Origin of the sequence: Citrobacter sp. MGH105 (assembly GCF_001037485.2) — a bacterium.
In the GTDB taxonomy this organism is placed as follows: domain Bacteria; phylum Pseudomonadota; class Gammaproteobacteria; order Enterobacterales; family Enterobacteriaceae; genus Citrobacter; species Citrobacter portucalensis.
Genome location: NZ_CP073048.1, coordinates 991,190 through 1,014,191, shown reverse-complemented (window position 1 = coordinate 1,014,191; position 23,002 = coordinate 991,190). Strand labels below are relative to the sequence as shown.

Below are 23,002 nucleotides of genomic sequence, written 5' to 3'. Positions count from 1 at the left end.
AACACCCGCTAGCAGCGCTATAGCGGTGACAGTTTTGTCCATATCAAAGCCGGGTTTGGCGCATGCGCCTCCCGGCTTTTTTTAGTGATACCAGTCACATAGCTCAGACGATTATATAAATACCAATGATATGTCGTTAAATATAACGCGATACGCAAACGATTACCTTGAAAAACCAACCGTGATTTATCTTAGAAAATTATTATTAGTCGCCGAAATCATCTAAAAACAACAGTTTTTACAGCGCAACGCTCGTATCTTCGCGCCTTCGCTTTCATGAGATATGTCGTTAATGTTAGCCTTCGCGCCCGTAAATTCGCTTTGACTATTTTTTAACAGATTAATGGCCCAAATTTATCCACATAAAAGGTGGATTATTGCATTTGGGATCCCGATCACTGATACATTCATTACTAAAATGTATCTTTCCGCCCGCAAATTATTACGGCGAAAAATTATATAAAAAATCGCTCAACGAATTTCGATTTACAGTCGGGTGCTTTCTCATTGGATTGAACCCAAACCCGACTTTTTAAGCTTCCTCCAGGAGAAATAGATGGAAAACACTCAAACCAGCACTATCGTTACGGGCCAGACCCGCAGCGCATGGCGCAAGACAGACACCATGTGGATGCTGGGCCTTTACGGCACGGCGATTGGCGCGGGTGTATTGTTCCTGCCGATTAACGCAGGCGTAGGCGGTATGATCCCGCTGATCATCATGGCGATCCTTGCCTTCCCAATGACTTTCTTTGCACACCGCGGCCTGACTCGCTTTGTGCTGTCCGGTAAAAATCCGGGTGAAGACATCACCGAAGTTGTAGAAGAACACTTTGGTGTTGGTGCAGGTAAACTGATTACCCTACTCTACTTCTTCGCTATCTACCCGATTCTGTTGGTTTACAGCGTAGCAATCACCAACACGGTTGAAAGCTTCCTGACCCACCAGCTGGCGATTACGCCGCCGCCGCGCGCAATCCTGTCACTGATCCTGATTGTCGGCATGATGACCATCGTGCGCTTCGGTGAGCAGATGATCGTTAAGGCGATGAGCATCCTGGTATTCCCGTTCGTTGCGGCTCTGATGCTGCTGGCGCTGTACCTGATCCCTCAGTGGAGCGGTGCGATTCTGGAAACCATGTCATTTGACTCTGCGGCAACCACCGGCAACGGCCTGCTGTTGACCCTGTGGCTGGCAATTCCGGTAATGGTTTTCTCCTTCAACCACTCTCCGATCATCTCCTCCTTCGCCGTGGCGAAGCGTGAAGAGTACGGTGATGAAGCAGAGAAAAAATGCTCCAAGATTCTGGCATTCGCTCACATCATGATGGTACTGACCGTTATGTTCTTCGTCTTCAGCTGCGTGTTCAGCCTGACTCCGGCAGACCTGGCAGCAGCGAAAGAGCAGAACATCTCGATTCTGTCTTACCTGGCGAACCACTTTAACGCGCCGATTATTGCCTGGATGGCACCTATCATCGCGATTATCGCTATCACCAAATCCTTCCTGGGCCACTACCTGGGCGCGCGTGAAGGCTTCAATGGTATGGTGATTAAGTCTCTGCGTGGCAAAGGCAAATCCATCGAAATCAACAAACTGAACAAAATCACTGCTCTGTTCATGCTGGTAACCACCTGGATTGTGGCGACGCTGAACCCAAGCATCCTCGGCATGATTGAGACCCTGGGTGGCCCAATCATCGCGATGATTCTGTTCCTGATGCCGATGTATGCCATTCAGAAAGTACCGGCAATGCGTAAGTACAGCGGCCATATCAGCAACGTCTTCGTTGTGATTATGGGCCTGATCGCTATCTCCGCTATTTTCTACTCTCTGTTCAGTTAATTCCCCTGCGCCGCTCCTCGGGGCGGCGCACCTCGATACACAATGGACGCCTCATGATTAGCGTATTCGATATTTTCAAAATCGGCATTGGCCCTTCCAGCTCCCACACTGTTGGCCCGATGAAAGCAGGCAAACAATTCACGGATGACCTGATTGCACGCGGAATTCTCACTGACGTAACCCGCGTAGTGGTTGATGTCTATGGCTCTTTATCTCTGACGGGGAAAGGTCACCATACCGACATCGCGATTATTATGGGCCTGGCGGGTAATCTGCCGGATACCGTAGACATTGATGCCATTCCGTCCTTTATCCAGGATGTGAATACTCATGGGCGTTTGCTGCTGGCAGACGGTCAACATGAGGTCGAGTTCCCGGTCGACAAGTGCATGAATTTCCATGCGGACAATCTGTCCCTGCACGAAAACGGGATGCGCATTACCGCACTGGCGGGCGAAAAGGCCATTTACAGCCAGACTTACTATTCCATTGGCGGTGGGTTCATCGTTGATGAAGAACACTTTGGTTTACCGAACAACTCTCCGGTAAACGTGCCATATCCGTATAAATCCGCAGCTGATTTGCAACGTCATTGCCAGGAAACCGGCCTGTCGCTTTCCGGTCTGATGATGCAAAATGAACTGGCGCTGCACAGCAAAGAAGAGCTGGAACAGCACTTTGCTAACGTCTGGGAAGTGATGCGTAGCGGGATTGAACGCGGCATCACCACCGAAGGTGTATTGCCGGGCAAACTGCGCGTTCCGCGTCGTGCTGCTGCGCTGCGTCGCATGCTGGTCAGCAGCGACAAAACCACCACCGACCCGATGGCGGTTGTTGACTGGATCAACATGTTCGCGCTGGCCGTGAACGAAGAAAACGCAGCCGGTGGACGCGTGGTGACTGCACCAACCAACGGTGCATGCGGGATTGTTCCTGCCGTACTGGCGTATTACGACAAGTTTATCCGTGAAGTGAACGCTAACTCGCTGGCACGCTACATGCTGGTCGCGAGCGCCATTGGTTCACTGTACAAGATGAACGCCTCTATCTCTGGTGCCGAAGTCGGTTGTCAGGGTGAAGTTGGCGTCGCCTGCTCCATGGCAGCGGCTGGTCTGGCTGAACTGCTGGGTGGTAGCCCAATGCAGGTGTGCATCGCGGCAGAAATCGGTATGGAACACAACCTGGGTCTGACCTGCGACCCGGTTGCCGGCCAGGTTCAGGTACCGTGCATTGAGCGTAATGCCATTGCTTCGGTTAAAGCGGTGAACGCTGCACGTATGGCGCTGCGCCGTACCAGTGAACCACGCGTGTGCCTCGATAAAGTTATCGAGACCATGTACGAAACCGGTAAAGACATGAACGCCAAATACCGCGAAACCTCTCGTGGTGGTCTGGCGATGAAGATTGTCACCTGCGATTAATTCTCAGCACATTTTCGTATCTGTAGGCCGGATAAGGCGCTCGCCGCATCCGGCTTTTATTGCCTGATGGCGCTTCGCTTATCAGGCTTACGGATAGCGCTCTTTCGCAATGCTCGTCTCCACTCGTCGTGAATGTTACCCTACAGACTAATTTGTTAGGGAGAACACCGTGGCCGTCCACCTACTCATTGTTGATGCACTGAATCTCATCCGCCGTATTCACGCCGTACAGGGCTCCCCCTGCGTGGAGGCATGCCAGCACGCGCTCGATCAGCTGATTATGCACAGTCAGCCCACGCACGCCGTGGCGGTATTTGATGACGAAGCGCGTAACAGCGGCTGGCGTCACCAACGGTTACTTGACTACAAAGCCGGTCGCCCGCCGATGCCTGACGATTTACACCAGGAAATGCCCGCCTTACGCGCCGCTTTTGAACAGCGCGGCGTCTGCTGCTGGGTATCCAGCGGGAATGAAGCCGATGATTTAGCCGCCACTCTGGCGGTGAAAGTTAGCCAGGCGGGACACCAGGCGACTATCGTCTCAACCGATAAAGGCTACTGCCAGCTACTCTCCCCGACGCTGCGTATTCGTGATTATTTCCAGAAACGCTGGCTGGATGCGCCGTTTATCGAGAAAGAGTTTGGCGTACTACCGCAACAGCTGCCAGATTACTGGGGACTGGCCGGGATCAGCAGTTCTAAAATACCGGGGGTTGCCGGTATTGGTCCTAAAAGTGCCACACAACTGCTGGCACAGTTTCCAACGCTGGAAGCGCTGTATGAACATCTGGATGACGTACCGGAGAAATGGCGTAAGAAACTCGAAGAACATCGGGAGATGGCGTTTTTGTGCCGCGATATCGCGCGGCTGCAAACAGACTTACATATCGACGGAAACCTACAACAGCTACGGCTGGCGCGGTAGCCTTATTTCCTGATGGCGCTGCGCTTATCCGGCCTACTTATTGTACAACCCTGTAGGCCAGATAAACACCAGGTGATTACCAGGCGGTATGGTACAGCTCAACGATATCCCCAAGGCTCGCTTCACGCGGGTTTCCCCCGGTACAAACATCGTCAAATGCGGCTTGCGCCAGCGCAGGAATATCCTCTTTACGGACGCCAACATCGCGTAGATGCAGTGGGATACCTACATCGCGATTAAGGGCGAAGACGGCATCCACCGCCGCTTTGCGTGCCTCTGCCAGCGTCAGTCCTTCAACCTTAACCCCCATTATCCGGGCGATATCGCGGAATTTTTCCCCGGTGAATTCGGCGTTATAGTGCATCACGTGCGGCAGCAAAATGGCATTCGCGACGCCGTGCGGCGTGTTGTAGAACGCGCCTAACGGGTGTGCCATGCCATGCACTAATCCCAGACCTACGTTGGAGAAACCCATCCCGGCAACGTACTGGCCCAGAGCCATCGCTTCCCCCGCCTTGCTGTCGCCCGCAACAGAACCGCGTAATGACCCGGCAATAATTTCGATGGCTTTAATGTGCAGCGCATCGGTAAGCGCCCAAGCAGCCCGCGTAATGTAGCCTTCAATGGCATGAGTCAGTGCATCTACGCCAGTAGCCGCTTTTAATGCAGCAGGCATGCCGTCCATCATGTCAGCATCAATGAACGCCACCTGCGGGATGTCATGTGGATCGACACAAACAAACTTACGCCGATTCTCTTCGTCAGTGATCACGTAGTTAATGGTCACTTCCGCCGCCGTTCCCGCAGTGGTTGGGATAGCCATAACTGGCACGCTCGGGAAGCGTGTCGGCGATAACCCTTCAAGGCTGCGTACATCCGCAAACTCCGGGTTATTGTTAATAATGCCAATCGCTTTACAGGTATCCTGCGGGGAGCCTCCACCAATGGCGACCAGATAGTCTGCGCCGCTTTGCTGAAAGACACTCAATCCTTCCTGCACTACCGCAATGGTTGGATTAGGAATAACGCCTGAATAGATTTCCCATGCCAGACCTGCAGCATCCATTCGGGAAGTCACCTTCTCAACAACGCCGCACTGCACCAGATTTTTATCAGTCACAATCAACGCTTTGCGATAACCACGACGAATAACTTCATCGGTTAATGCGCCAACAGCTCCCCGGCCAAACCATGCCGTTTCGTTCAGAATCATTCTGTTCGCCATCGTTTTATCTCCTATTCTTCAATACGCAATCCATATGTTTTGAATTTTTCCAGCACAATAGCGATAGCCTCATCGTCCAGTACCGGAACCGGATCGGTAATCGCCAGCGTGCTGAGATAAAGCTGCGCCAGCACTTCCACTTCATGCGCTAACCACAGGGCTTTTTCCAGATTTTCCTCGCAGGCGATCAGCCCATGATGCTGCAACAGCGTTGCTTTTCGGTTTTTCAGCGCCACCGCAACGTGCTCGGAAAGCTCACGCGTGCCAAATGTCGCATATGGCGCACAGGGAATTGAGTTACCGCCAGCCGCCGCAATCATGTAATGGATTGCCGGGATTGGCCGGTTGAGAATAGAAACAGCAGTACAATGCACGGCATGATTATGGACCACCGCCTGAGCATCGGGACGCGTCTGATAAGCGGCCATATGGAACCGCCACTCGCTGGAAGGTAATTTCCCTTCTTCGTGCTGCCCCTCAGCATTGATGTACACAATGTGGGATTCGGTGAGTTTGTCATACGGAATACCCGTCGGGGTAATTAACATCCCGTCCTGGTAACGCACACTTACATTACCCGCAGTCCCCTGATTCAACCCCAGACGGGTCATTTCCAGGCAGGTATTGATAATCTGCCGTGCCAGCGTATTTCGTTCCATTACTTACCTCTCTCAGTGAGTCAAAATGCGACAACAGAACATTGCTAATACCTCGACGCTCTGTTGATTTAAGCGGGTATTTGCTAACTATCATCATGCTGAATAAAGAGAAGGGAATTTTTAGCACTGGATTTTGTGATGTTCATCAACTAATAACGCTGAATAAAAACATGCAGGCATAATATTACAATTGCAAAATGTCCGTTCTTAATAAAACCATTGTAAAACGGTCATTTGCGAATAAATTGTTACCATTGCCCGTTTTCCACTTAACTAATTAATTCGGGCATTATCCCTGTGGCTTTTTAATTTATTTTTCTCAAACGGTCATTGTTTTAAAGAAATTAAAGTGATGATAATCACATAAACCCACACCCTGAGCATAAATGTGACCACCATCATATTAATGGCCGGTTTTTATTTGAAAATGAATTCATGAGTTCATTCATGAAGGCCAATTTTATCTGGCAGGTTACCGGAACTCACCTGGATTAGCAGGTTGGTAAAAATCACCAATCGTACTCTTAAGCTGTTGAACATGCTTATGAACTGATGAGGATGCTATGGGAAACACATCAATACAAACACAAAGTTTTCATGCGGTAGAGCGGGGGCAGACAAAAAATTATGTCATTCCCTTCGCGTTGCTCTGTTCACTGTTTTTCCTTTGGGCGGTTGCCAATAATCTTAATGACATTTTATTACCACAATTTCAGCAAGCTTTTACATTAACAAACTTTCAGGCTGGTCTGATTCAATCTGCTTTTTATTTTGGTTATTTCGTCATTCCAATCCCAGCCGGGATCTTGATGAAAAAACTAAGTTATAAAGCAGGCATTATTACCGGATTATTCTTATATGCCATCGGCGCAGCATTATTCTGGCCAGCGGCAGAGGTAATGAATTACACCTTATTCCTGATTGGCCTATTTATTATTGCGGCGGGCTTAGGTTGTCTGGAAACGGCTGCCAACCCCTTTGTAACCGTACTGGGCCCGGAAAGCGGCGGTCATTTCCGATTAAATCTCGCGCAAACTTTTAACTCATTTGGTGCCATTATTGCGGTTGTTTTTGGGCAAAGTCTTATTTTGTCTAATGTGCCACATCAATCTCAAGACGTACTCGATAAGATGGCGCCAGAACAGCTAAGCGCCTACAATCACAGCCTGGTGTTATCGGTTCAAACCCCTTATATGATCATCGTCGCGGTCGTTTTGCTGGTCGCCCTGCTGATCATGTTTACCAAGTTTCCGACCCTGCAAAGTGACGATCACAGTGACAACGCTCAGAGTTCATTCTCCGCGTCTCTTTCCCGCCTGGTGCGCATTCGTCACTGGCGTTGGGCGGTACTGGCGCAGTTCTGCTACGTCGGTGCACAAACTGCCTGCTGGAGCTACCTGATTCGCTACGCAATCGAAGAGATCCCAGGCATGACGCCAGGTTTCGCCGCCAACTACCTGACCGGCACCATGGTGTGCTTCTTTATCGGTCGTTTCTCCGGCACCTGGCTTATCAGTCGCTTTGCGCCGCATAAAGTGCTGGCCGCATATGCCCTGCTTGCCATGATTCTGTGCCTGATTTCCGCCTTCACCGGTGGCCAGATCGGCCTGCTGGCCCTGACGTTGTGCAGCGCATTTATGTCGATTCAGTACCCAACCATTTTTTCTCTGGGGATCAAAAATCTGGGACAAGACACCAAATACGGCTCGTCTTTTATCGTCATGACCATCATTGGCGGCGGCATTGTGACCCCGGTGATGGGCTTTGTCAGCGATGCCGCTGGCAATATCCCGACCGCTGAACTGGTCCCGGCGCTTTGCTTCGCCATCATCTTTATTTTTGCCCGCTTCCGTTCACAAACGGCAGCCAACTGAATATTTATCCGAATAACGTGAGGAATCTGTGATGAAAAAAATCAGCTTACCAAAAATTGGTATTCGCCCGGTTATTGACGGACGTCGTATGGGTGTACGTGAGTCGCTCGAAGAGCAAACCATGAATATGGCTAAAGCTACCGCAGCGCTTATCACTGAAAAACTTCGTCATGCCTGCGGCGCACAAATTGAATGTGTGATTGCCGATACCTGTATCGCCGGCATGGCGGAATCCGCAGCCTGTGAAGAAAAATTCAGCAGCCAGAATGTTGGCGTGACGATTACCGTTACCCCATGTTGGTGCTACGGCAGTGAAACCATCGACATGGATCCGATGCGCCCAAAAGCGATCTGGGGCTTCAACGGCACGGAACGTCCAGGGGCGGTTTACCTTGCCGCCGCACTGGCAGCTCACAGCCAAAAAGGCCTTCCTGCCTTCTCCATCTATGGTCATGACGTACAGGATGCAGACGACACATCTATTCCTGCCGATGTTGAAGAAAAACTGCTGCGCTTTGCCCGTGCCGGCTTAGCGGTCGCCAGTATGAAAGGGAAAAGCTACCTGTCTGTCGGTGGTGTATCAATGGGCATCGCCGGTTCTATCGTCGACCATAACTTCTTTGAATCCTGGCTGGGTATGAAGGTGCAGGCGGTTGATATGACCGAGCTGCGTCGTCGCATTGACCAGAAAATCTATGATGAAACCGAGCTGGAAATGGCGCTGGCGTGGGCGGACAAAAACTTCCGCTACGGCGAAGATCAGAACGCGCAGCAATATAAGCGTAACGCTGAACAAAGCCGCGCAGTGCTGAAAGAAAGCCTGCTGATGGCTATGTGCATTCGCGACATGATGCAGGGTAACAAAAAGCTGGCAGACAAAGGTCTGGTCGAAGAATCCCTGGGCTATAACGCGATCGCCGCGGGCTTCCAGGGGCAACGTCACTGGACCGATCAATACCCAAATGGCGATACCGCCGAAGCGTTGCTCAACAGTTCCTTTGACTGGAATGGCGTTCGTGAACCGTTCGTTGTCGCAACCGAAAACGACAGCCTGAACGGCGTAGCGATGCTGTTCGGCCATCAACTCACCGGCACGGCCCAGGTCTTTGCCGATGTGCGCACCTACTGGTCGCCAGAGGCGGTTGAACGCGTGACGGGTAAACCGCTGACCGGCCTTGCTGAGCACGGCATCATTCACTTGATTAACTCCGGTTCTGCGGCACTGGACGGTTCCTGCAAACAGCGCGACAGCGAAGGTAAACCGACCATGAAACCACACTGGGAAATCTCGCAGAAAGAGGCGGATGAATGCCTGGCGGCAACCGAATGGTGCCCGGCTATTCACGAATACTTCCGCGGGGGCGGTTACTCATCTCGCTTCCTGACTGAAGGCGGTGTGCCGTTCACCATGAGCCGTATCAACATCATCAAAGGGTTGGGACCGGTGCTGCAAATCGCGGAAGGCTGGAGCGTGGAATTGCCGAAAGATATGCACGACCAGCTTGATGCGCGTACCAACTCCACATGGCCAACCACCTGGTTTGCTCCGCGCTTAACCGGCAAGGGCCCGTTCAGCGATGTCTATTCCGTCATGGCTAACTGGGGCGCTAACCACGGGGTGCTGACAATTGGTCACGTAGGTGCGGACTTTATCACTCTGGCTGCCATGCTGCGTATCCCGGTGTGCATGCACAACGTGGAAGACGAGAAAATTTATCGTCCTTCCTCCTGGGCCGCCCACGGTATGGATACGGAAGGTCAGGATTACCGCGCTTGTCAGAACTACGGTCCGCTGTATAAGCGTTAAACATCGAGCGATTGCCTGATGGCGGCGAGGCCTACGAAGCACACGGTTTTGTAGGCCGGATAAGGCGAAGCCGCCATCAGGTAATAGGTAATCTCCCAGGAGCAATTATGAAACAAGAGGTTATTCTGGTTCTCGACTGTGGCGCGACCAACGTACGGGCCATTGCCGTTGACCGACAGGGGAAGATTGTCGCCCGCGCAGCGACCCCGAACGCCAGTGACATCGCCGCAGAAAACAGTGCCTGGCACCAATGGTCGCTGGAGGCCATTCTGCAACGCTTTGCCGACTGCTGTCAGCGGCTTTCCTCACAATTGGCCGCCTGCCAAATTCGCGGGATCGCCGTCACCACCTTCGGCGTGGACGGCGCGCTGGTGGATAAGAACGGTAAACAACTGTACCCGGTGATCAGCTGGAAATGCCCACGTACCGCAGCGGTAATGGAGAATATCCATCGCTACATGTCACCGCAGCAGCTGCAGGAAATCTCCGGCGTTGGGGCGTTTAGCTTCAATACGCTGTACAAACTGGTGTGGCTGAAAGAGAACCACCCGCAATTACTGGAACAGGCGCACGCCTGGCTGTTTATCTCGTCGCTTATCAACCAACGTTTAACCGGCGAGTTCACAACTGACATCACCATGGCGGGAACCAGCCAGATGCTGGATATCCAGCAACGTGATTTCAGCCAGGACATTTTGCAGGCAACAGGCATACCGCGTCGCCTGTTTCCGCGCCTGGTTGAAGCAGGCGAACAAATTGGGGTACTGCAACGCGAGGCCGCCAGCCAGCTCGGACTTCCAGAGGGTATTCCAGTCATCTCTGCCGGACACGACACACAGTTTGCGCTATTTGGCGCAGGAGCCCAACAGGATGAACCGGTACTCTCTTCCGGCACATGGGAAATTCTGATGGTACGCAGTGCGCAGGTAAATACCTCCCTGCTCAGTCATTATGCGGGCTCCACCTGTGAGCTGGATAGTCAGGCTGGGCTTAACAATCCCGGTATGCAGTGGCTGGCCTCCGGCGTGCTTGAATGGGTTCGAAAGCTGTTATGGACCGCGGACACGCCCTGGCAAACGTTGATTGATGAAGCTCGGGATATTCCCGCTGGTGCCGAAGGGGTGAAGATGCACTGCGACCTGCTGGCCTGTCAGAATGCGGGCTGGCAAGGGGTTACCCTCAATACTACCCGTGGACACTTTTATCGCGCCGCGCTGGAAGGACTGACAGAACAGCTGCAGCGGAATCTGCAAACGCTGGAAAAAATCGGCCATTTCCAGGCCACTGAACTGCTATTAGTTGGCGGGGGCAGCCGCAACATCTTGTGGAACCAAATCAAAGCGAACGTTCTCGGGATCCCTGTCAAAGTGCTGGATGATGCCGAAACCACCGTGGCAGGCGCCGCAATGTTTGCCTGGTCAGGCATCGGGGAATTTACCTCCCCGGAGCAGGCGCGCGAACAGGTGCGCTATCAGTACCGTTACTTCTATCCGCAAACCGAATCCGAACTCACAGGAGTCGAGTAACATGCTTAAAACGATATCTCCCTTAATTTCCCCCGACTTACTGAAAGTGCTGGCCGAAATGGGACACGGCGATGAGATTATCTTTTCCGATGCCCACTTCCCGGCCAACAGCATGGGGCCACAGGTCATCCGCGCTGACGGTCTGCTGGTCAGCGATCTGCTGCGGGCGCTTATTCCGCTATTTGAACTGGACAGCTACGCCCCACCGCTGGTGATGATGGCTGCGGTTGAAGGCGACACTCTCGACCCTGACGTTGAGGCTCGCTATCGTCAGGCGCTTTCATTACAGACCCCCTGCCCGGACATCACGCGTATTGACCGCTATGCCTTTTACGAACGAGCACAAAAGGCGTTTGCGATCGTTATCACAGGAGAGCGGGCAAAGTACGGGAATATTCTTTTAAAAAAAGGGGTAACGCCGTAATCTCTGGTCAGAATGCCCGTCAGGTACGGGCATTCATCATTAGATGAGGATCAGAACATGAAAGCGGCGCGCCAGCAGGCAATCGTAGATCTGCTTACTAACCACAAAAGCCTGACAACCGAAGCCCTGGCTTTGCAGCTTAACGTCAGCAAAGAGACCATCCGCCGCGATCTCAGCGAGTTACAGACCCAGGGAAAAGTGTTACGCAACCACGGTCGGGCCAAAGTTATTCACCGGGAAAATCAGGACAGCGGTGACCCATTTCATATTCGACTCAAAAGCCACTATGCGCACAAAGCGGATATCGCCCGTGAAGCGTTGGCATGGATCGAAGAAGGTATGGTGATTGCCTTAGACGCCAGCTCTACCTGCTGGTATCTGGCGCGACAGTTACCGGACATCAACATTCACGTTTTTACCAACAGCCAGCCCATCTGCCAGGAATTGGCTAAACGTGAACACATTCAGCTTATCAGCTCCGGCGGTCACCTTGAGCGCAAATACGGTTGCTACGTTAATCCCTCGCTTATCTCGCAGCTAAAACCACTCGAGATTGACCTGTTTATTTTTTCCTGCGAAGGGATCGACAGCGACGGTGCGCTCTGGGACTCAAATGCAACCAACGCAGACTTCAAATCCATTCTGCTTAAGCGTGCATCGCAGTCTTTATTACTGATCGATAAAAGTAAATTTAATCGTTCGGGAGAGGCCAGAATTGGGCATCTGGATGATGTGACGCATATTGTTTCAGATACACAGCTGGTTGAAGCAATCCAGGCCGAATAGGGCGATTACGCCGCCATCCGGCCTGGGTTGTAGCCTTATCGCTCGTCGCGACGACCGCCGACGGCAGCCCACAGACGACGTACGTGAACGGTTACTTCTTCACGGTCATGATACAGCTGACGCGCCTGAATCTGGGCATTTACGCCATGTTCATCAAGCTGGGCCTGAATGTAAGCCAGGTTCTGTGATACCTCTTCGTAGCGTTTTTTCATCGGCAGCTTGAGGTTGAAGATCGTCTCACGACACCAGCCGTTGACCAGCCATTGTGCCATCAGCGCGGCAACCTTCGCCGGCTTCTCCACCATGTCACAGACCATCCACGAAATGTTGTTACGATTCGGACGGTACTTAAATCCGTCTTCACGTAGCCAGGTGACCTGCCCGGTATCCATCAGGCTTTGCGCCATCGGGCCGTTATCCACGGAATAAACCCACATGTTGCGTTTAACCAGCTGATAGGTCCATCCGCCCGGGCAGGCGCCTAAATCCACCGCATACATTCCGTTCGCCAGACGCTCATCCCATTCATCGGCAGGGATAAACACGTGCAGCGCTTCTTCCAGCTTGAGCGTTGAACGGCTCGGCGCATCGGCTGGAAACTTCAGACGCGGAATCCCCATGTAAAACGGTGAGTTATTGTCAGGCCAGGAATAGCCGGTATAACAACAACCAGGGGCGATAAAGAAGACGTGAACCACCGGACGCTTTGGCGTTTCATACTTTGCCAGTACGCCTGCTTCGCGCAGCGCTGCACGCAACGGTACGGTAAATTTACGGCAAAATTTAACCAGCTCTTTGCTTTCATTGGTGTCGGCAACTTCTACTCGCAGATCGCCACCCTTTTCCACCACGCCCTGCAACATGCCAACGATCGGTGTAATACGATCTTCCGGCGGTAAGTATTGCAGCAGCTCGCCCACCACAAACATTTGACGCGCAAAAATCAGCGAACTAAACGGCAGCTCTTTCACTAACTTTTCAGCATCGTCCTGCTGATAGCATTCGAAGATGACGTAACCCGCATTGTCTTTCACGCGGGCAAAACCGAAGATTTCCCGGCGTCCTGCTTTATCCGTAATTTCTGCGGCGCACTCTTTTTCAAAACCTGGGCGACACAACAATACAACCTTATTCATGGCTAACGCCCTTACGTTTCAATCGAATAGCGCCCACTAACATCAGCGCCCAGCCTACGAGGAAGCTGAAGCCGCCGACAGGGGTAACAAACGCCCACAGGCGTAAATGAGAGAGCGCGAGACAATACAGGCTGCCGCTAAACAGCACTGTACCTAATGCCAGAAACACGCTACTCCAGTAAAACCAAATACTAATGCGCCGTTGCATGGCGACGGCCAGGCCAAAGATAGCCAGCGTATGAAACGCCTGATACTCAAGGCCGGTCTGAATCCACCCCATTTCAACAACACCGAGGGTTTTGCTCAGAACATGTGCCCCAAAGGCGCCCAACGCCACAAAAATAAAGCCACTTACGGCGGCAAAAATCAGCATAAAACGGCTGGTCATTTGAATACCCTACGTAAATTATTGTTCATAACGAAAGCGGAATTTTTCTTGTTCCGTGGCCGCTTTCGCCAGAATCCACTGACGGAAGGCGGCTATTTTACCCAGTTCTGCCTGACTGTCATGACAAACCAGATAAAATGCGTTTTTGCTGACCAGAACATCGTTAAACGGACAGACCAGACGTCCGGCTTCAATTTCGGACTGCGCCATGACGTTGTTAGCCAGCGCGATCCCCTGTCCATGGATTGCAGCCTGTAGCACCATGGCGCTATGGCTGAAGATAGGTCCCTGCTGTACGTTGATATGATTCAGGCCAAGCTGGCGCGTATAGGCTTGCCAGTCTCGTCGCGACGCATCATGCAATAACGTGTGTTTTGCCAGGTCGTCCGGTGTCTTTAGCGGTTTATCACCGGTAAGCAACAGCGGAGAGCAGACCGGCAATAAATATTCTGCGTACAATTTTTCAACGCGCAGACCCGGCCAGTTGCCGCGTCCGTAGAAAATCGCCACATCAACATCATCAGCCAGTTTGTCTTCCTGACGGTCCACCGCCTGGATCCTGACATCGATTCCCGGATAAGCTGAGTTAAAGCTAGAGAGTCTGGGCACCAGCCATTGGATCGCAAAACTGGGCAATAAACTAACGGTAAGCGCACCTTTTGCACTGCGTGCCTGAAGTTTACGCGTCGCGTCGGTTAATTGCGAAAAAATCTCTTTAATGTCGAGAAAGTAGCTTTGACCTTCTTCCGTTAACAGCAAAGATCGATTGCGTCGACGAAACAGTTTTAGCCCCAAAAAATCCTCAAGTGACTTGATTTGGTGACTTACTGCGGCCTGCGTCACAAAAAGCTCTTCTGCTGCGCGAGTAAAGCTTAAATGACGCGCTGCAGCATCAAAAACACGTAACGCATTTAAGGGTGGTAATCGTTTTGACATGACTTTTAGGCTTTGATGTTAAATGAATTTAACAATTAGCTAACAGGCTGTAACCTATTAGTTTTTTTTATCTGAGCCATTATAAATTGTCCGTTGAGGTTCTACCAGCAAATACCTATAGTGGCGGCACTTCCTGAAGCCGGAACGAAAAGTTTTATCGGAATGCGTGTTCTGGTGGGCTTTTGGCTTACGGTTGTGATGTTGTGTTGTTGTGTTTGCAATTGGTCTGCGATTCAGACCATGGTAGCAAAGCTACCCTTTTTCACTTCCTGTACATTTACCCTGTCTGTCCATAGTGATTAATGTAGCACCGCCAAATTGCGGTGCTTTTTTTTTGTCCGACTCTTTGTCGATGGACGACCGGTTAGTTATCCAGTTCTACCATCTCTTTCACATCAGTACGGTTAATCTGCTGTTTGTTGCCGTTAGCGTCTTTATACGAAATCATCCCCGTCTCATTATCGGTCTGTGGTTTACCATCAGCTACGATTGAGCGGCCATCATTGGTGTGCATCACGTAATTCGAACCAGAACAGGCGCTCAGGGCAAAAGTCAGCATACAGGCAGAAATAATGGCGGCAGTCTTTTTCATCTTCTTCTCCTTAAAGCGATTTATGCTAAAAAAATGAATTCCATAACAGGCAAAAGTATTCGCCTAACACTATTTAGCATAAGACACTGAACGGGCTTTGCCAGGATATCCAGAGTATTCCGATGGTTAGCACAACCCTTGTATCAATGCCCTTTTTGCGCCACGATCGGTTTACTGAACTGAGGAATACCATGAACGCTTTTAACCCCGCGCACTTTCGCGCACAATTTCCCGCACTCAACGATGCTGGCGTTTATCTCGACAGCGCTGCTACGGCGCTGAAGCCGCAGGCGGTCATTGAGGCTACCCATCAGTTTTATAGCCTGAGTGCCGGGAACGTCCATCGCAGCCAGTTTGCTGAAGCCCAGCGCCTGACCGCACGCTATGAAGCCGCGCGGGAAAAAGTCGCACACCTGATTAATGCGTCGGATGACAAAACCATCGTCTGGACCCGCGGCACAACGGAAGCGATCAACATGGTTGCCCAAAGCTATGCGCGTCCACGCCTTCAACCGGGTGATGAGATTATCGTTAGCGCAGCGGAACATCACGCCAACCTCGTTCCCTGGCTGATGGTCGCGGAGCAAACGGGGGCTAAGGTCGTCAAACTCCCACTCACCCCCCATTTATTGCCAGACGTTGAGCGCCTCACGCAGCTCATTACCCCGCGCAGCCGCATTCTGGCGCTCGGGCAAATGTCGAACGTCACCGGTGGCTGCCCGGATCTGGCCCGCGCCATTACGCTCGCCCATGCGGCTGGCATGGTGGTGATGGTTGATGGTGCCCAGGGGATTGTGCATTACCCTGCCGATGTACAGCAGTTGGATATTGATTTCTATGCGTTTTCAGGCCACAAGCTATATGGCCCCACCGGTATTGGCGTGCTGTACGGTAAGCCGGAACTGTTGGAAGCCATGTCTCCCTGGCTTGGGGGCGGTAAGATGATTAGCGAAGTCAGTTTTGACGGTTTCACCACTCAGCCCGCACCATGGAAGCTGGAAGCCGGTACGCCTAACGTTGCAGGCGTTATCGGGCTAAGCGCGGCGCTCGAATGGCTGGCGGACGTCGACGTTGCGCAGGCCGAAAACTGGAGCCGGGGTCTGGCGACGCTGGCAGAAGATGCCCTGGCGAAACGCCCTGGCTTTCGTTCCTTCCGCTGCCAGGACTCCAGTCTGTTAGCCTTTGATTTCGCGGGTGTTCATCACAGCGATATGGTCACTCTGCTGGCCGAATATGGCATTGCGCTGCGCGCGGGGCAACACTGCGCACAGCCGCTGCTGGCGGAACTTGGCGTATCCGGAACACTACGCGCCTCATTTGCCCCTTATAATACCCAAAGCGATGTGGAAGCGTTGGTCGCAGCCGTCGACCGCGCGCTGGAAATATTGGTGGATTAATGACAAGCCCTCTGTTCGCCGGACACCCGTTTGGCACAACCGTAACCGAAGAGACGTTACGCAATACCTTTATCCCGCTTACTCAGTGGGAAGATAAATATCGCCAGTTGATTCTGCTGGGTAAGCAGTTGCCGGCGCTCCCGGATGCGCTAAAGGCGCAGGCCAAAGAAATTGCGGGCTGCGAAAACCGCGTCTGGCTGGGGCATACTCTTCATGAGAATGGCACTCTGCATTTCTTCGGCGACAGCGAAGGTCGAATAGTACGTGGGCTGTTGGCGGTATTACTCACCGCGGTCGAAGGTAAAACGGCAGCCGAGTTACTGGCGCGTGCGCCGATGGCGTTATTTGATGAACTGGGTTTACGCGCTCAGCTCAGCGCCTCGCGTAGCCAGGGACTACATGCTCTGAACGAGGCGATTCTCGAGGCGGCCCAGAAAACCGGATGACGACGCAGATACGTCTTATCCGGCCTACAACACTGCACGAACCGTAGGTCGGATAAGCGTAGCGACATCCGACACAATCAGGCCTGACGCGCGGCCTTCGCCATCATCTTCTTCAGCGCATGGGAGACAGCAACAAAGCCAAAGGTGGCTGTCACCATGGTGGCCGCGCCAAACCCGGACGCGCAATCCATACGCTTCGGCCCTTCCGCCGTCGCTTTCATCGCACATACCGAGCCATCCGCCTGCGGGTAAACCAGCGCTTCGGTCGAGAACACACAGTCCACGCCCAGCTTGCCTTTGCTGTTTTTCACCACGCCAAAATCGCTTTTCAGCCGCTCACGTAGCTTGGCCGCCAGCGGATCCTGGATGGTTTTTGCCAAATCAACGACCTGAATCTGCGTAGGATCGATCTGTCCGCCAGCACCACCGGTGGTCACCAGCGGAATTTTGTTACGCCGACAGTACGCGATCAGTGCCGCTTTTGGGCGCACGCTATCAATCGCATCGATGACGTACGAAAATCCCGCGTTCATATATTCAGCAACGTTATCTGGCGTAACAAAATCATCGACCACGTTCACCCGGCACTCCGGGTTAATTTGTCGGATACGCTCCGCCATCACTTCAGCTTTTGCCAGACCGACGTTATCACGCAGCGCATGGATCTGGCGGTTTGTATTGGTGACGCACACATCATCCATATCAATGAGTGTGATAGCGCCAATACCGGTTCGCGCCAGCGCTTCCGCCGCCCATGACCCTACTCCGCCAATCCCAACCACGCAAACGTGCGATTGGGCAAACAGCTGCAACGCATTTTCGCCATACAGACGTGCCGTACCGCCAAAACGTTGGCGCCAGGCATCGCTAATAACCACAGACATAGAACCTCAAATTCATTAATACCGAGCAGTCTGACTGCCTGATGTCGGCTACGCCTTATCAGGCCTACTCAATAATGTAGGCTTAATAAGCGAAGCGCCATCCGGCAATTAACCGCTGAACACGTTACCCGCACCCGGCGCTGTTTTTAGTACCCATACGCGACCGTAGTGATTATACCACCCGGCACGGTGTCCGGCGTCAGCGCCAATACCCTGATAGATATCGAAGTGTTGCCCTTTAATAGCCCCACCCACATCTAACGCCACCATCAGGCGCAGTTCGTACTGGCCAGTAAACTTGCCGTTATTGTCCAGTAACGGGACTTCTGCCAGTAACGTTGTGCCCGCAGGAATGATACTACGGTCAGAAGCTACGGACGCGCGGCCAATCAGCGGCACCGCGCTGGCCCCTTTTACCGGAGCAAAAGATTGCGGTTTAAAGAAGACAAACGATGGGTTCTGCTCCAGCAGCTCACGCACTTCGGCTTCGCTGTGCGTTTCACCCCAGTGGCGAATAGCCTGCATCGACATATCTTCTTTTTTCACTTCGCCACGATCGATAAGCACTTTACCGATACTGCGATAGGCGTGGCCGTTTTTCCCGGCATAGCTAAAGAAGTTGAGCGGGCTGCCATCGCCAAAATCGATGTAACCACTGCCCTGAACATCCATAATGAAGTTATCCATCAGGGAGTTGCTGTATGCCAGAATATAATTGTCGCTTAGCGCGCCCGCGTAGATCTCGGCACGAGAGGGTAAGCGCCCACGTTTTGGCGGCATGCGATAGATAGGATACTGAAACTTGCCCTGGCGCGTATGGCGCGCCTGGATAACCGGTGTGTAGTAACCGGTAAACTGGACGTTACCGTAGTTGTCCGCCCCTTCCATTTGCCAGGCATCAATACCAAACTGGCGCATACTGCGCGTATCACCGCCCGCACGTAACCATTGCTGGATAGCGTTGTAGACGTCGCTCTGGTTGCCGTACAAACGTGGCGAAGCGCTGCGAATTTGATTAACCTGCTCGGCGAAATCACCGGCATTGATTGGCGCGCCAACCGCATCAGGCTGGTTCACCAGTGAGAAAGGCTGGGTAAATTTCCCGTCTTTATACTGCTGCCCACGATCGGTGGGTTTTGAGGAACACGCGGCGAGCATCGCGACTACAGCTCCCGCCAGAAGATATTTTGCCCAACGTCCTTTCATTGTTCTCGTCTTATGTTGCCTGAATGCGAGACGAAGATAACAAACCCCCGAACCTAATGAAATGCGTATACATACCCGAACGCAAATTTCGAGCAAAAAATAATCCAGAATGCGTTGTTTTTGTTCATTTTCACCCTAAAAACGTGATCAAGGTGAAAAAAGGGTTGCATGAAAATGCGAGCAGAGTATAGTGCGCATCCACGGACGCGGGGTGGAGCAGCCTGGTAGCTCGTCGGGCTCATAACCCGAAGGTCGTCAGTTCAAATCTGGCCCCCGCAACCAATTAAAATTTGATGTAAGATTTTTGCAAAGTAGTTCGAATCACAGCAAGGCGGCGACGCAGTGAATCCTTAGGAGCTTACTCCAGTAAGTGACTGAGGTGAACGAGGAAAGCCAACGCTGATGTGGTTTGAAATACGAAGCAAAAAGACGGACGCGGGGTGGAGCAGCCTGGTAGCTCGTCGGGCTCATAACCCGAAGGTCGTCAGTTCAAATCTGGCCCCCGCAACCAATCAAATTTGATAAAATATAAGCAGTACGGTGACGCGGGGTGGAGCAGCCTGGTAGCTCGTCGGGCTCATAACCCGAAGGTCGTCGGTTCAAATCCGGCCCCCGCAACCAACACATTAAACACCTTAACGGGTGTTTTTTTGTTTCTGCCGCCCATAAAAAAAGCGCTTTTCAGCGCTTTTTTGTTATCCCCTTCTCGCCAGCGTCGCCCCATCGGCGAAGTAGGCTTTAATCCCTGCCAGAATAGACTCTGCAACTTCCTGCTGGAAGGTCGCCGTTTTGAGTTTGCGCTCTTCCTCAACGTTACTGATAAATGCCGTTTCGACCAGAATAGACGGGATATCCGGCGCTTTTAGTACCGCAAACCCGGCCTGTTCAACCTGGTTCTTGTGCAGATTGTTGATTTTGCCAAGCTTACTCAATACCGCTTTACCAAACTTCAGGCTGTCGGCGATGGTCAGCGACTGCACCATGTCGAACATGGTGTGGTCGACGTAGCGGTCACCGCTCTTACTGACACCACCAATGAGATCCGAGGCGTTCTGGGTCTGCGCCAGATATTTCGCGGCGGTACTGGTCGCACCTTTGGTCGAGAGCGCAAACACCGACGAACCGCTGGGTTGTCGACTGGTAAAGGCATCGGCGTGAATAGAGACAAACAGGTCAGCACGCTGCTTCTGCGCTTTCGCCACGCGGACTTTAAGCGGAATGAAGATATCTTCATTTCGTGTCATAAAGACCTTCATGTTGCCCTCTTTCTCTATGAGGGCTCGCAGGCGGCGGGCAATCTGCAGCACCACATCCTTTTCACGCGTCTTGTATTTCCCCACCGCACCGGAGTCTTCTCCGCCGTGGCCTGGATCCAGCATAATGACAATGGGACGATCGCGCCCCGCTTTACCCGGCTGCGGGCCACTTTGTGCAGGTGGCACCTGTTTATCCAGATCGCCCTTATTGTAATCTTCCAGCAATGCCAGCAGCGGATCCTGAACGTCCTGGGCATTCGCGGGATAGAGATCCATCACCAGACGTTCTTTAAAGCCTGCCACCGGAGCCAGCGCAAAAAGTTGCGGCTTCACATTCTGTTTCAGCTCGAACACCATCCGCACGGTCTTTGGATCAAACTGGCCAACGCGCGCCGACTTAATATACGGATCGTCAGGACGAATCTGCGTCCCAATGCCCTTGAGCACCGAGTTCAAATTAACGTCTTCAATATCCACAACCACACGCTCAGGATTACTCAGGGCAAACTGTTTGTATTTCAGCAGACGGTTAGATTCTACCGTGACGCGAGTGTAGCTGGACGCAGGCCAGATACGTACGGCAACGACCTGACTCACGGCCGCCAGACCCACCTGGCTGACGCTCAAAAGCCACATAGCACCCGCACCTTTCAATAAACGGCGGCGACTGATTGCTGAATTGGATCCCGACATGCTTCTCCCGAGCAAAGAAATCTTTTTTAGAGGTAATACGTAAAACGTCCGAATTGACCGGAAACTTTAGCGAATGACGCATAATCTGTCATCTATAAAAGGGTAAACATTCTTTTTATATTCACGGCATTACTGAGAAAAATCTTCGGCATGGGTAAAAATTACGCTTGCGCACAGCGCAAAAACAGAATAAAAATACACAAATTACGAATAATCATGCAATGAGGGTGTGCCGTGGTGAAGGAGCGTAGAACCGAACTGGTACAGGGATTCCGCCATTCTGTTCCCTATATCAATACCCATCGGGGAAAAACGTTTGTCATTATGCTGGGCGGCGAAGCCATCGAGCATGAAAACTTTTCCAGTATCGTCAATGACATTGGGCTTCTTCATAGCCTCGGCATCCGCCTGGTCGTGGTCTATGGCGCACGACCGCAGATTGATGCCAATCTTGCGGCACATCATCATGAACCGGTGTACCACAAAAATACGCGCGTTACCGACGCTAAAACGCTGGAACTGGTCAAACAGGCTGCGGGGTTACTTCAGCTTGATATTACCGCCCGTCTGTCGATGAGCCTGAATAATACGCCATTGCAGGGTGCTCACATCAATGTGGTCAGCGGTAATTTTATTATCTCTCAGCCGCTGGGTGTTGATGACGGCGTAGATTACTGCCATAGCGGGCGTATTCGTCGTATTGATGAAGAGGCCATTCACCGCCAGTTAGACAGCGGCGCAATTGTGCTGATGGGCCCGGTTGCCGTTTCCGTCACCGGTGAGAGCTTTAACCTGACGTCAGAAGAGGTCGCCACGCAGTTGGCTATCAAACTGAAGGCCGAGAAAATGATCGGCTTTTGCTCCTCTCAGGGTGTCACCAACGATGACGGCGATATTATTTCCGAGCTGTTCCCTAACGAAGCTCAGGCTCGCGTTGAGTTGCAGGAAGAGAAAGGCGATTACAGCTCCGGCACGGTGCGCTTCCTGCGCGGGGCAGTGAAGGCCTGTCGCAGTGGCGTACGCCGTTGCCATCTGATCAGCTATCAGGAAGATGGCGCATTGCTGCAGGAACTGTTCTCCCGCGACGGGATCGGTACGCAGATCGTAATGGAAAGCGCCGAGCAGATCCGTCGCGCTACCATTAACGATATCGGCGGGATTCTGGAGCTTATCCGCCCGCTGGAACAACAAGGCATTCTGGTCCGCCGCTCCCGCGAACAACTGGAAATGGAGATCGACAAATTCACCATTATTCAGCGCGATAACCTGACCATCGCCTGCGCCGCTCTGTACCCTTTCCCGGAAGAGAGGATTGGCGAAATGGCGTGTGTAGCAGTGCATCCGGACTACCGTAGCTCGTCACGCGGGGAAGTGTTGCTGGAACGAATCGCCGCGCAGGCCCGGCAAATGGGGTTGAGCAAGCTGTTTGTGTTAACCACACGCAGCATCCACTGGTTCCAGGAGCGCGGCTTCACGCCGGTGGATATCGACCTGCTGCCGGAAAGCAAGAAAGAGATGTACAACTATCAGCGGCGGTCAAAAGTGCTGATGGCGGATTTGGCATAGGAGTGGTTG

The 23,002-nt window shown here is 52.4% G+C and carries 20 protein-coding genes and 3 tRNA genes; 14 read left to right on the top strand and 9 right to left on the bottom strand.

The annotated features are described in order from the left end of the window. Positions 1–556 precede the first annotated feature (556 nt). The 3 genes from SK35_RS04865 (at position 557) to xni (ending at position 4,192) form a co-directional block, all read left to right on the top strand. Complete coding sequence (locus SK35_RS04865) at positions 557–1,846, top strand: HAAAP family serine/threonine permease (protein ID WP_003034073.1); 1,290 nt, start codon at positions 557–559, stop codon at positions 1,844–1,846. Positions 1,847–1,899: 53 nt separating this feature from the next. Further along, positions 1,900–3,267 carry an L-serine ammonia-lyase gene (locus tag SK35_RS04860; RefSeq protein ID WP_003034070.1) on the top strand — a complete coding sequence of 456 codons (1,368 nt, stop codon included), beginning with the start codon at positions 1,900–1,902 and terminating at the stop codon, positions 3,265–3,267. Between the two features lie 169 nt (positions 3,268–3,436). Next, on the top strand, positions 3,437–4,192 hold the full coding sequence (xni, locus tag SK35_RS04855; protein WP_048215643.1) for a flap endonuclease Xni: 756 nt from the start codon (positions 3,437–3,439) through the stop codon (positions 4,190–4,192). 76 nt (positions 4,193–4,268) lie between these two features. Here the strand turns inward: xni and fucO are convergent, their stop codons facing one another. Continuing rightward, positions 4,269–5,417: a lactaldehyde reductase gene (gene fucO, locus SK35_RS04850; protein ID WP_048215642.1), complete on the bottom strand. Its 1,149-nt coding sequence runs from the start codon at positions 5,415–5,417 to the stop codon at positions 4,269–4,271. Between the two features lie 11 nt (positions 5,418–5,428). Next, positions 5,429–6,076 carry an L-fuculose-phosphate aldolase gene (gene fucA / locus SK35_RS04845; RefSeq protein WP_003825656.1) on the bottom strand — a complete coding sequence of 216 codons (648 nt, stop codon included), beginning with the start codon at positions 6,074–6,076 and terminating at the stop codon, positions 5,429–5,431. Positions 6,077–6,639: 563 nt separating this feature from the next. On the opposite strand from fucA, the gene fucP reads away from it, so the two are divergent. The 5 genes from fucP to fucR all read left to right on the top strand — a co-directional run bounded on the left by fucP (position 6,640) and on the right by fucR (position 12,493). Then, positions 6,640–7,950: an L-fucose:H+ symporter permease gene (gene fucP / locus SK35_RS04840; protein WP_048215641.1), complete on the top strand. Its 1,311-nt coding sequence runs from the start codon at positions 6,640–6,642 to the stop codon at positions 7,948–7,950. A 31-nt stretch (positions 7,951–7,981) separates the two neighbouring features. After that, positions 7,982–9,757, top strand: a complete 1,776-nt coding sequence (gene fucI / locus SK35_RS04835; RefSeq protein ID WP_003825648.1) for an L-fucose isomerase — start codon at positions 7,982–7,984, stop codon at positions 9,755–9,757. 107 nt (positions 9,758–9,864) lie between these two features. Further along, positions 9,865–11,283, top strand: a complete 1,419-nt coding sequence (gene fucK / locus SK35_RS04830) for an L-fuculokinase (RefSeq protein ID WP_008785697.1) — start codon at positions 9,865–9,867, stop codon at positions 11,281–11,283. A gap of 1 nt (position 11,284) precedes the next feature. Beyond that, positions 11,285–11,707: an L-fucose mutarotase gene (gene fucU, locus SK35_RS04825; RefSeq protein WP_048215640.1), complete on the top strand. Its 423-nt coding sequence runs from the start codon at positions 11,285–11,287 to the stop codon at positions 11,705–11,707. A 57-nt stretch (positions 11,708–11,764) separates the two neighbouring features. Continuing rightward, complete coding sequence (gene fucR, locus SK35_RS04820) at positions 11,765–12,493, top strand: L-fucose operon activator (RefSeq protein ID WP_048215639.1); 729 nt, start codon at positions 11,765–11,767, stop codon at positions 12,491–12,493. A gap of 35 nt (positions 12,494–12,528) precedes the next feature. Here fucR and rlmM read toward each other — a convergent pair whose 3' ends face one another. The 4 genes from rlmM to SK35_RS04800 all read right to left on the bottom strand — a co-directional run bounded on the left by rlmM (position 12,529) and on the right by SK35_RS04800 (position 15,545). Then, on the bottom strand, positions 12,529–13,629 hold the full coding sequence (gene rlmM, locus SK35_RS04815) for a 23S rRNA (cytidine(2498)-2'-O)-methyltransferase RlmM (RefSeq protein WP_003034040.1): 1,101 nt from the start codon (positions 13,627–13,629) through the stop codon (positions 12,529–12,531). Then, the gene (locus tag SK35_RS04810; protein ID WP_003034037.1) at positions 13,622–14,017 is read right to left on the bottom strand and encodes a DUF423 domain-containing protein; all 396 of its coding nucleotides are present in this window, start codon (positions 14,015–14,017) and stop codon (positions 13,622–13,624) included. Before SK35_RS04810 ends, rlmM begins: the two co-directional genes overlap by 8 nt. A gap of 18 nt (positions 14,018–14,035) precedes the next feature. Beyond that, on the bottom strand, positions 14,036–14,953 hold the full coding sequence (gcvA, locus tag SK35_RS04805) for a glycine cleavage system transcriptional regulator GcvA (RefSeq protein WP_003034035.1): 918 nt from the start codon (positions 14,951–14,953) through the stop codon (positions 14,036–14,038). Between the two features lie 364 nt (positions 14,954–15,317). Further along, a complete protein-coding gene (locus SK35_RS04800; protein ID WP_003840386.1) occupies positions 15,318–15,545 on the bottom strand; it encodes a YgdI/YgdR family lipoprotein in 228 nt (75 codons plus the stop codon). A 191-nt stretch (positions 15,546–15,736) separates the two neighbouring features. Here SK35_RS04800 and csdA point away from each other — a divergent pair, with 191 nt between their 5' ends. Further along, the gene (csdA, locus tag SK35_RS04795) at positions 15,737–16,942 is read left to right on the top strand and encodes a cysteine desulfurase CsdA (RefSeq protein WP_048215638.1); all 1,206 of its coding nucleotides are present in this window, start codon (positions 15,737–15,739) and stop codon (positions 16,940–16,942) included. Continuing rightward, complete coding sequence (gene csdE / locus SK35_RS04790) at positions 16,942–17,388, top strand: cysteine desulfurase sulfur acceptor subunit CsdE (protein ID WP_048215637.1); 447 nt, start codon at positions 16,942–16,944, stop codon at positions 17,386–17,388. The genes csdA and csdE overlap by 1 nt, the downstream gene beginning before the upstream one ends. A 77-nt stretch (positions 17,389–17,465) precedes the next feature. Here the strand turns inward: csdE and tcdA are convergent, their stop codons facing one another. Both tcdA and mltA read right to left on the bottom strand, forming a co-directional pair. Then, the gene (tcdA, locus tag SK35_RS04785) at positions 17,466–18,272 is read right to left on the bottom strand and encodes a tRNA cyclic N6-threonylcarbamoyladenosine(37) synthase TcdA (RefSeq protein ID WP_003825630.1); all 807 of its coding nucleotides are present in this window, start codon (positions 18,270–18,272) and stop codon (positions 17,466–17,468) included. Positions 18,273–18,380: 108 nt separating this feature from the next. Next, positions 18,381–19,478 (bottom strand): murein transglycosylase A, encoded by a 1,098-nt coding sequence (mltA, locus tag SK35_RS04780; protein ID WP_048215636.1) that lies wholly within the window; start codon positions 19,476–19,478, stop codon positions 18,381–18,383. Positions 19,479–19,683: 205 nt separating this feature from the next. Here mltA and SK35_RS04775 point away from each other — a divergent pair. The 3 genes from SK35_RS04775 to SK35_RS04765 all read left to right on the top strand — a co-directional run bounded on the left by SK35_RS04775 (position 19,684) and on the right by SK35_RS04765 (position 20,099). Further along, a tRNA-Met gene (locus SK35_RS04775) sits at positions 19,684–19,760 on the top strand. 152 nt (positions 19,761–19,912) lie between these two features. Further along, positions 19,913–19,989: transfer RNA gene (locus tag SK35_RS04770), tRNA-Met, on the top strand. A gap of 33 nt (positions 19,990–20,022) precedes the next feature. Further along, positions 20,023–20,099, top strand: a tRNA-Met gene (locus SK35_RS04765). 74 nt (positions 20,100–20,173) lie between these two features. On the opposite strand, the gene amiC is transcribed toward SK35_RS04765, so the two are convergent. Continuing rightward, positions 20,174–21,427 carry an N-acetylmuramoyl-L-alanine amidase AmiC gene (gene amiC, locus SK35_RS04760; RefSeq protein WP_048215635.1) on the bottom strand — a complete coding sequence of 418 codons (1,254 nt, stop codon included), beginning with the start codon at positions 21,425–21,427 and terminating at the stop codon, positions 20,174–20,176. 234 nt (positions 21,428–21,661) lie between these two features. Between amiC and argA the strand changes: the two genes are divergently transcribed. After that, positions 21,662–22,993: an amino-acid N-acetyltransferase gene (gene argA, locus SK35_RS04755; RefSeq protein ID WP_048215634.1), complete on the top strand. Its 1,332-nt coding sequence runs from the start codon at positions 21,662–21,664 to the stop codon at positions 22,991–22,993. Positions 22,994–23,002 lie beyond the last annotated feature (9 nt).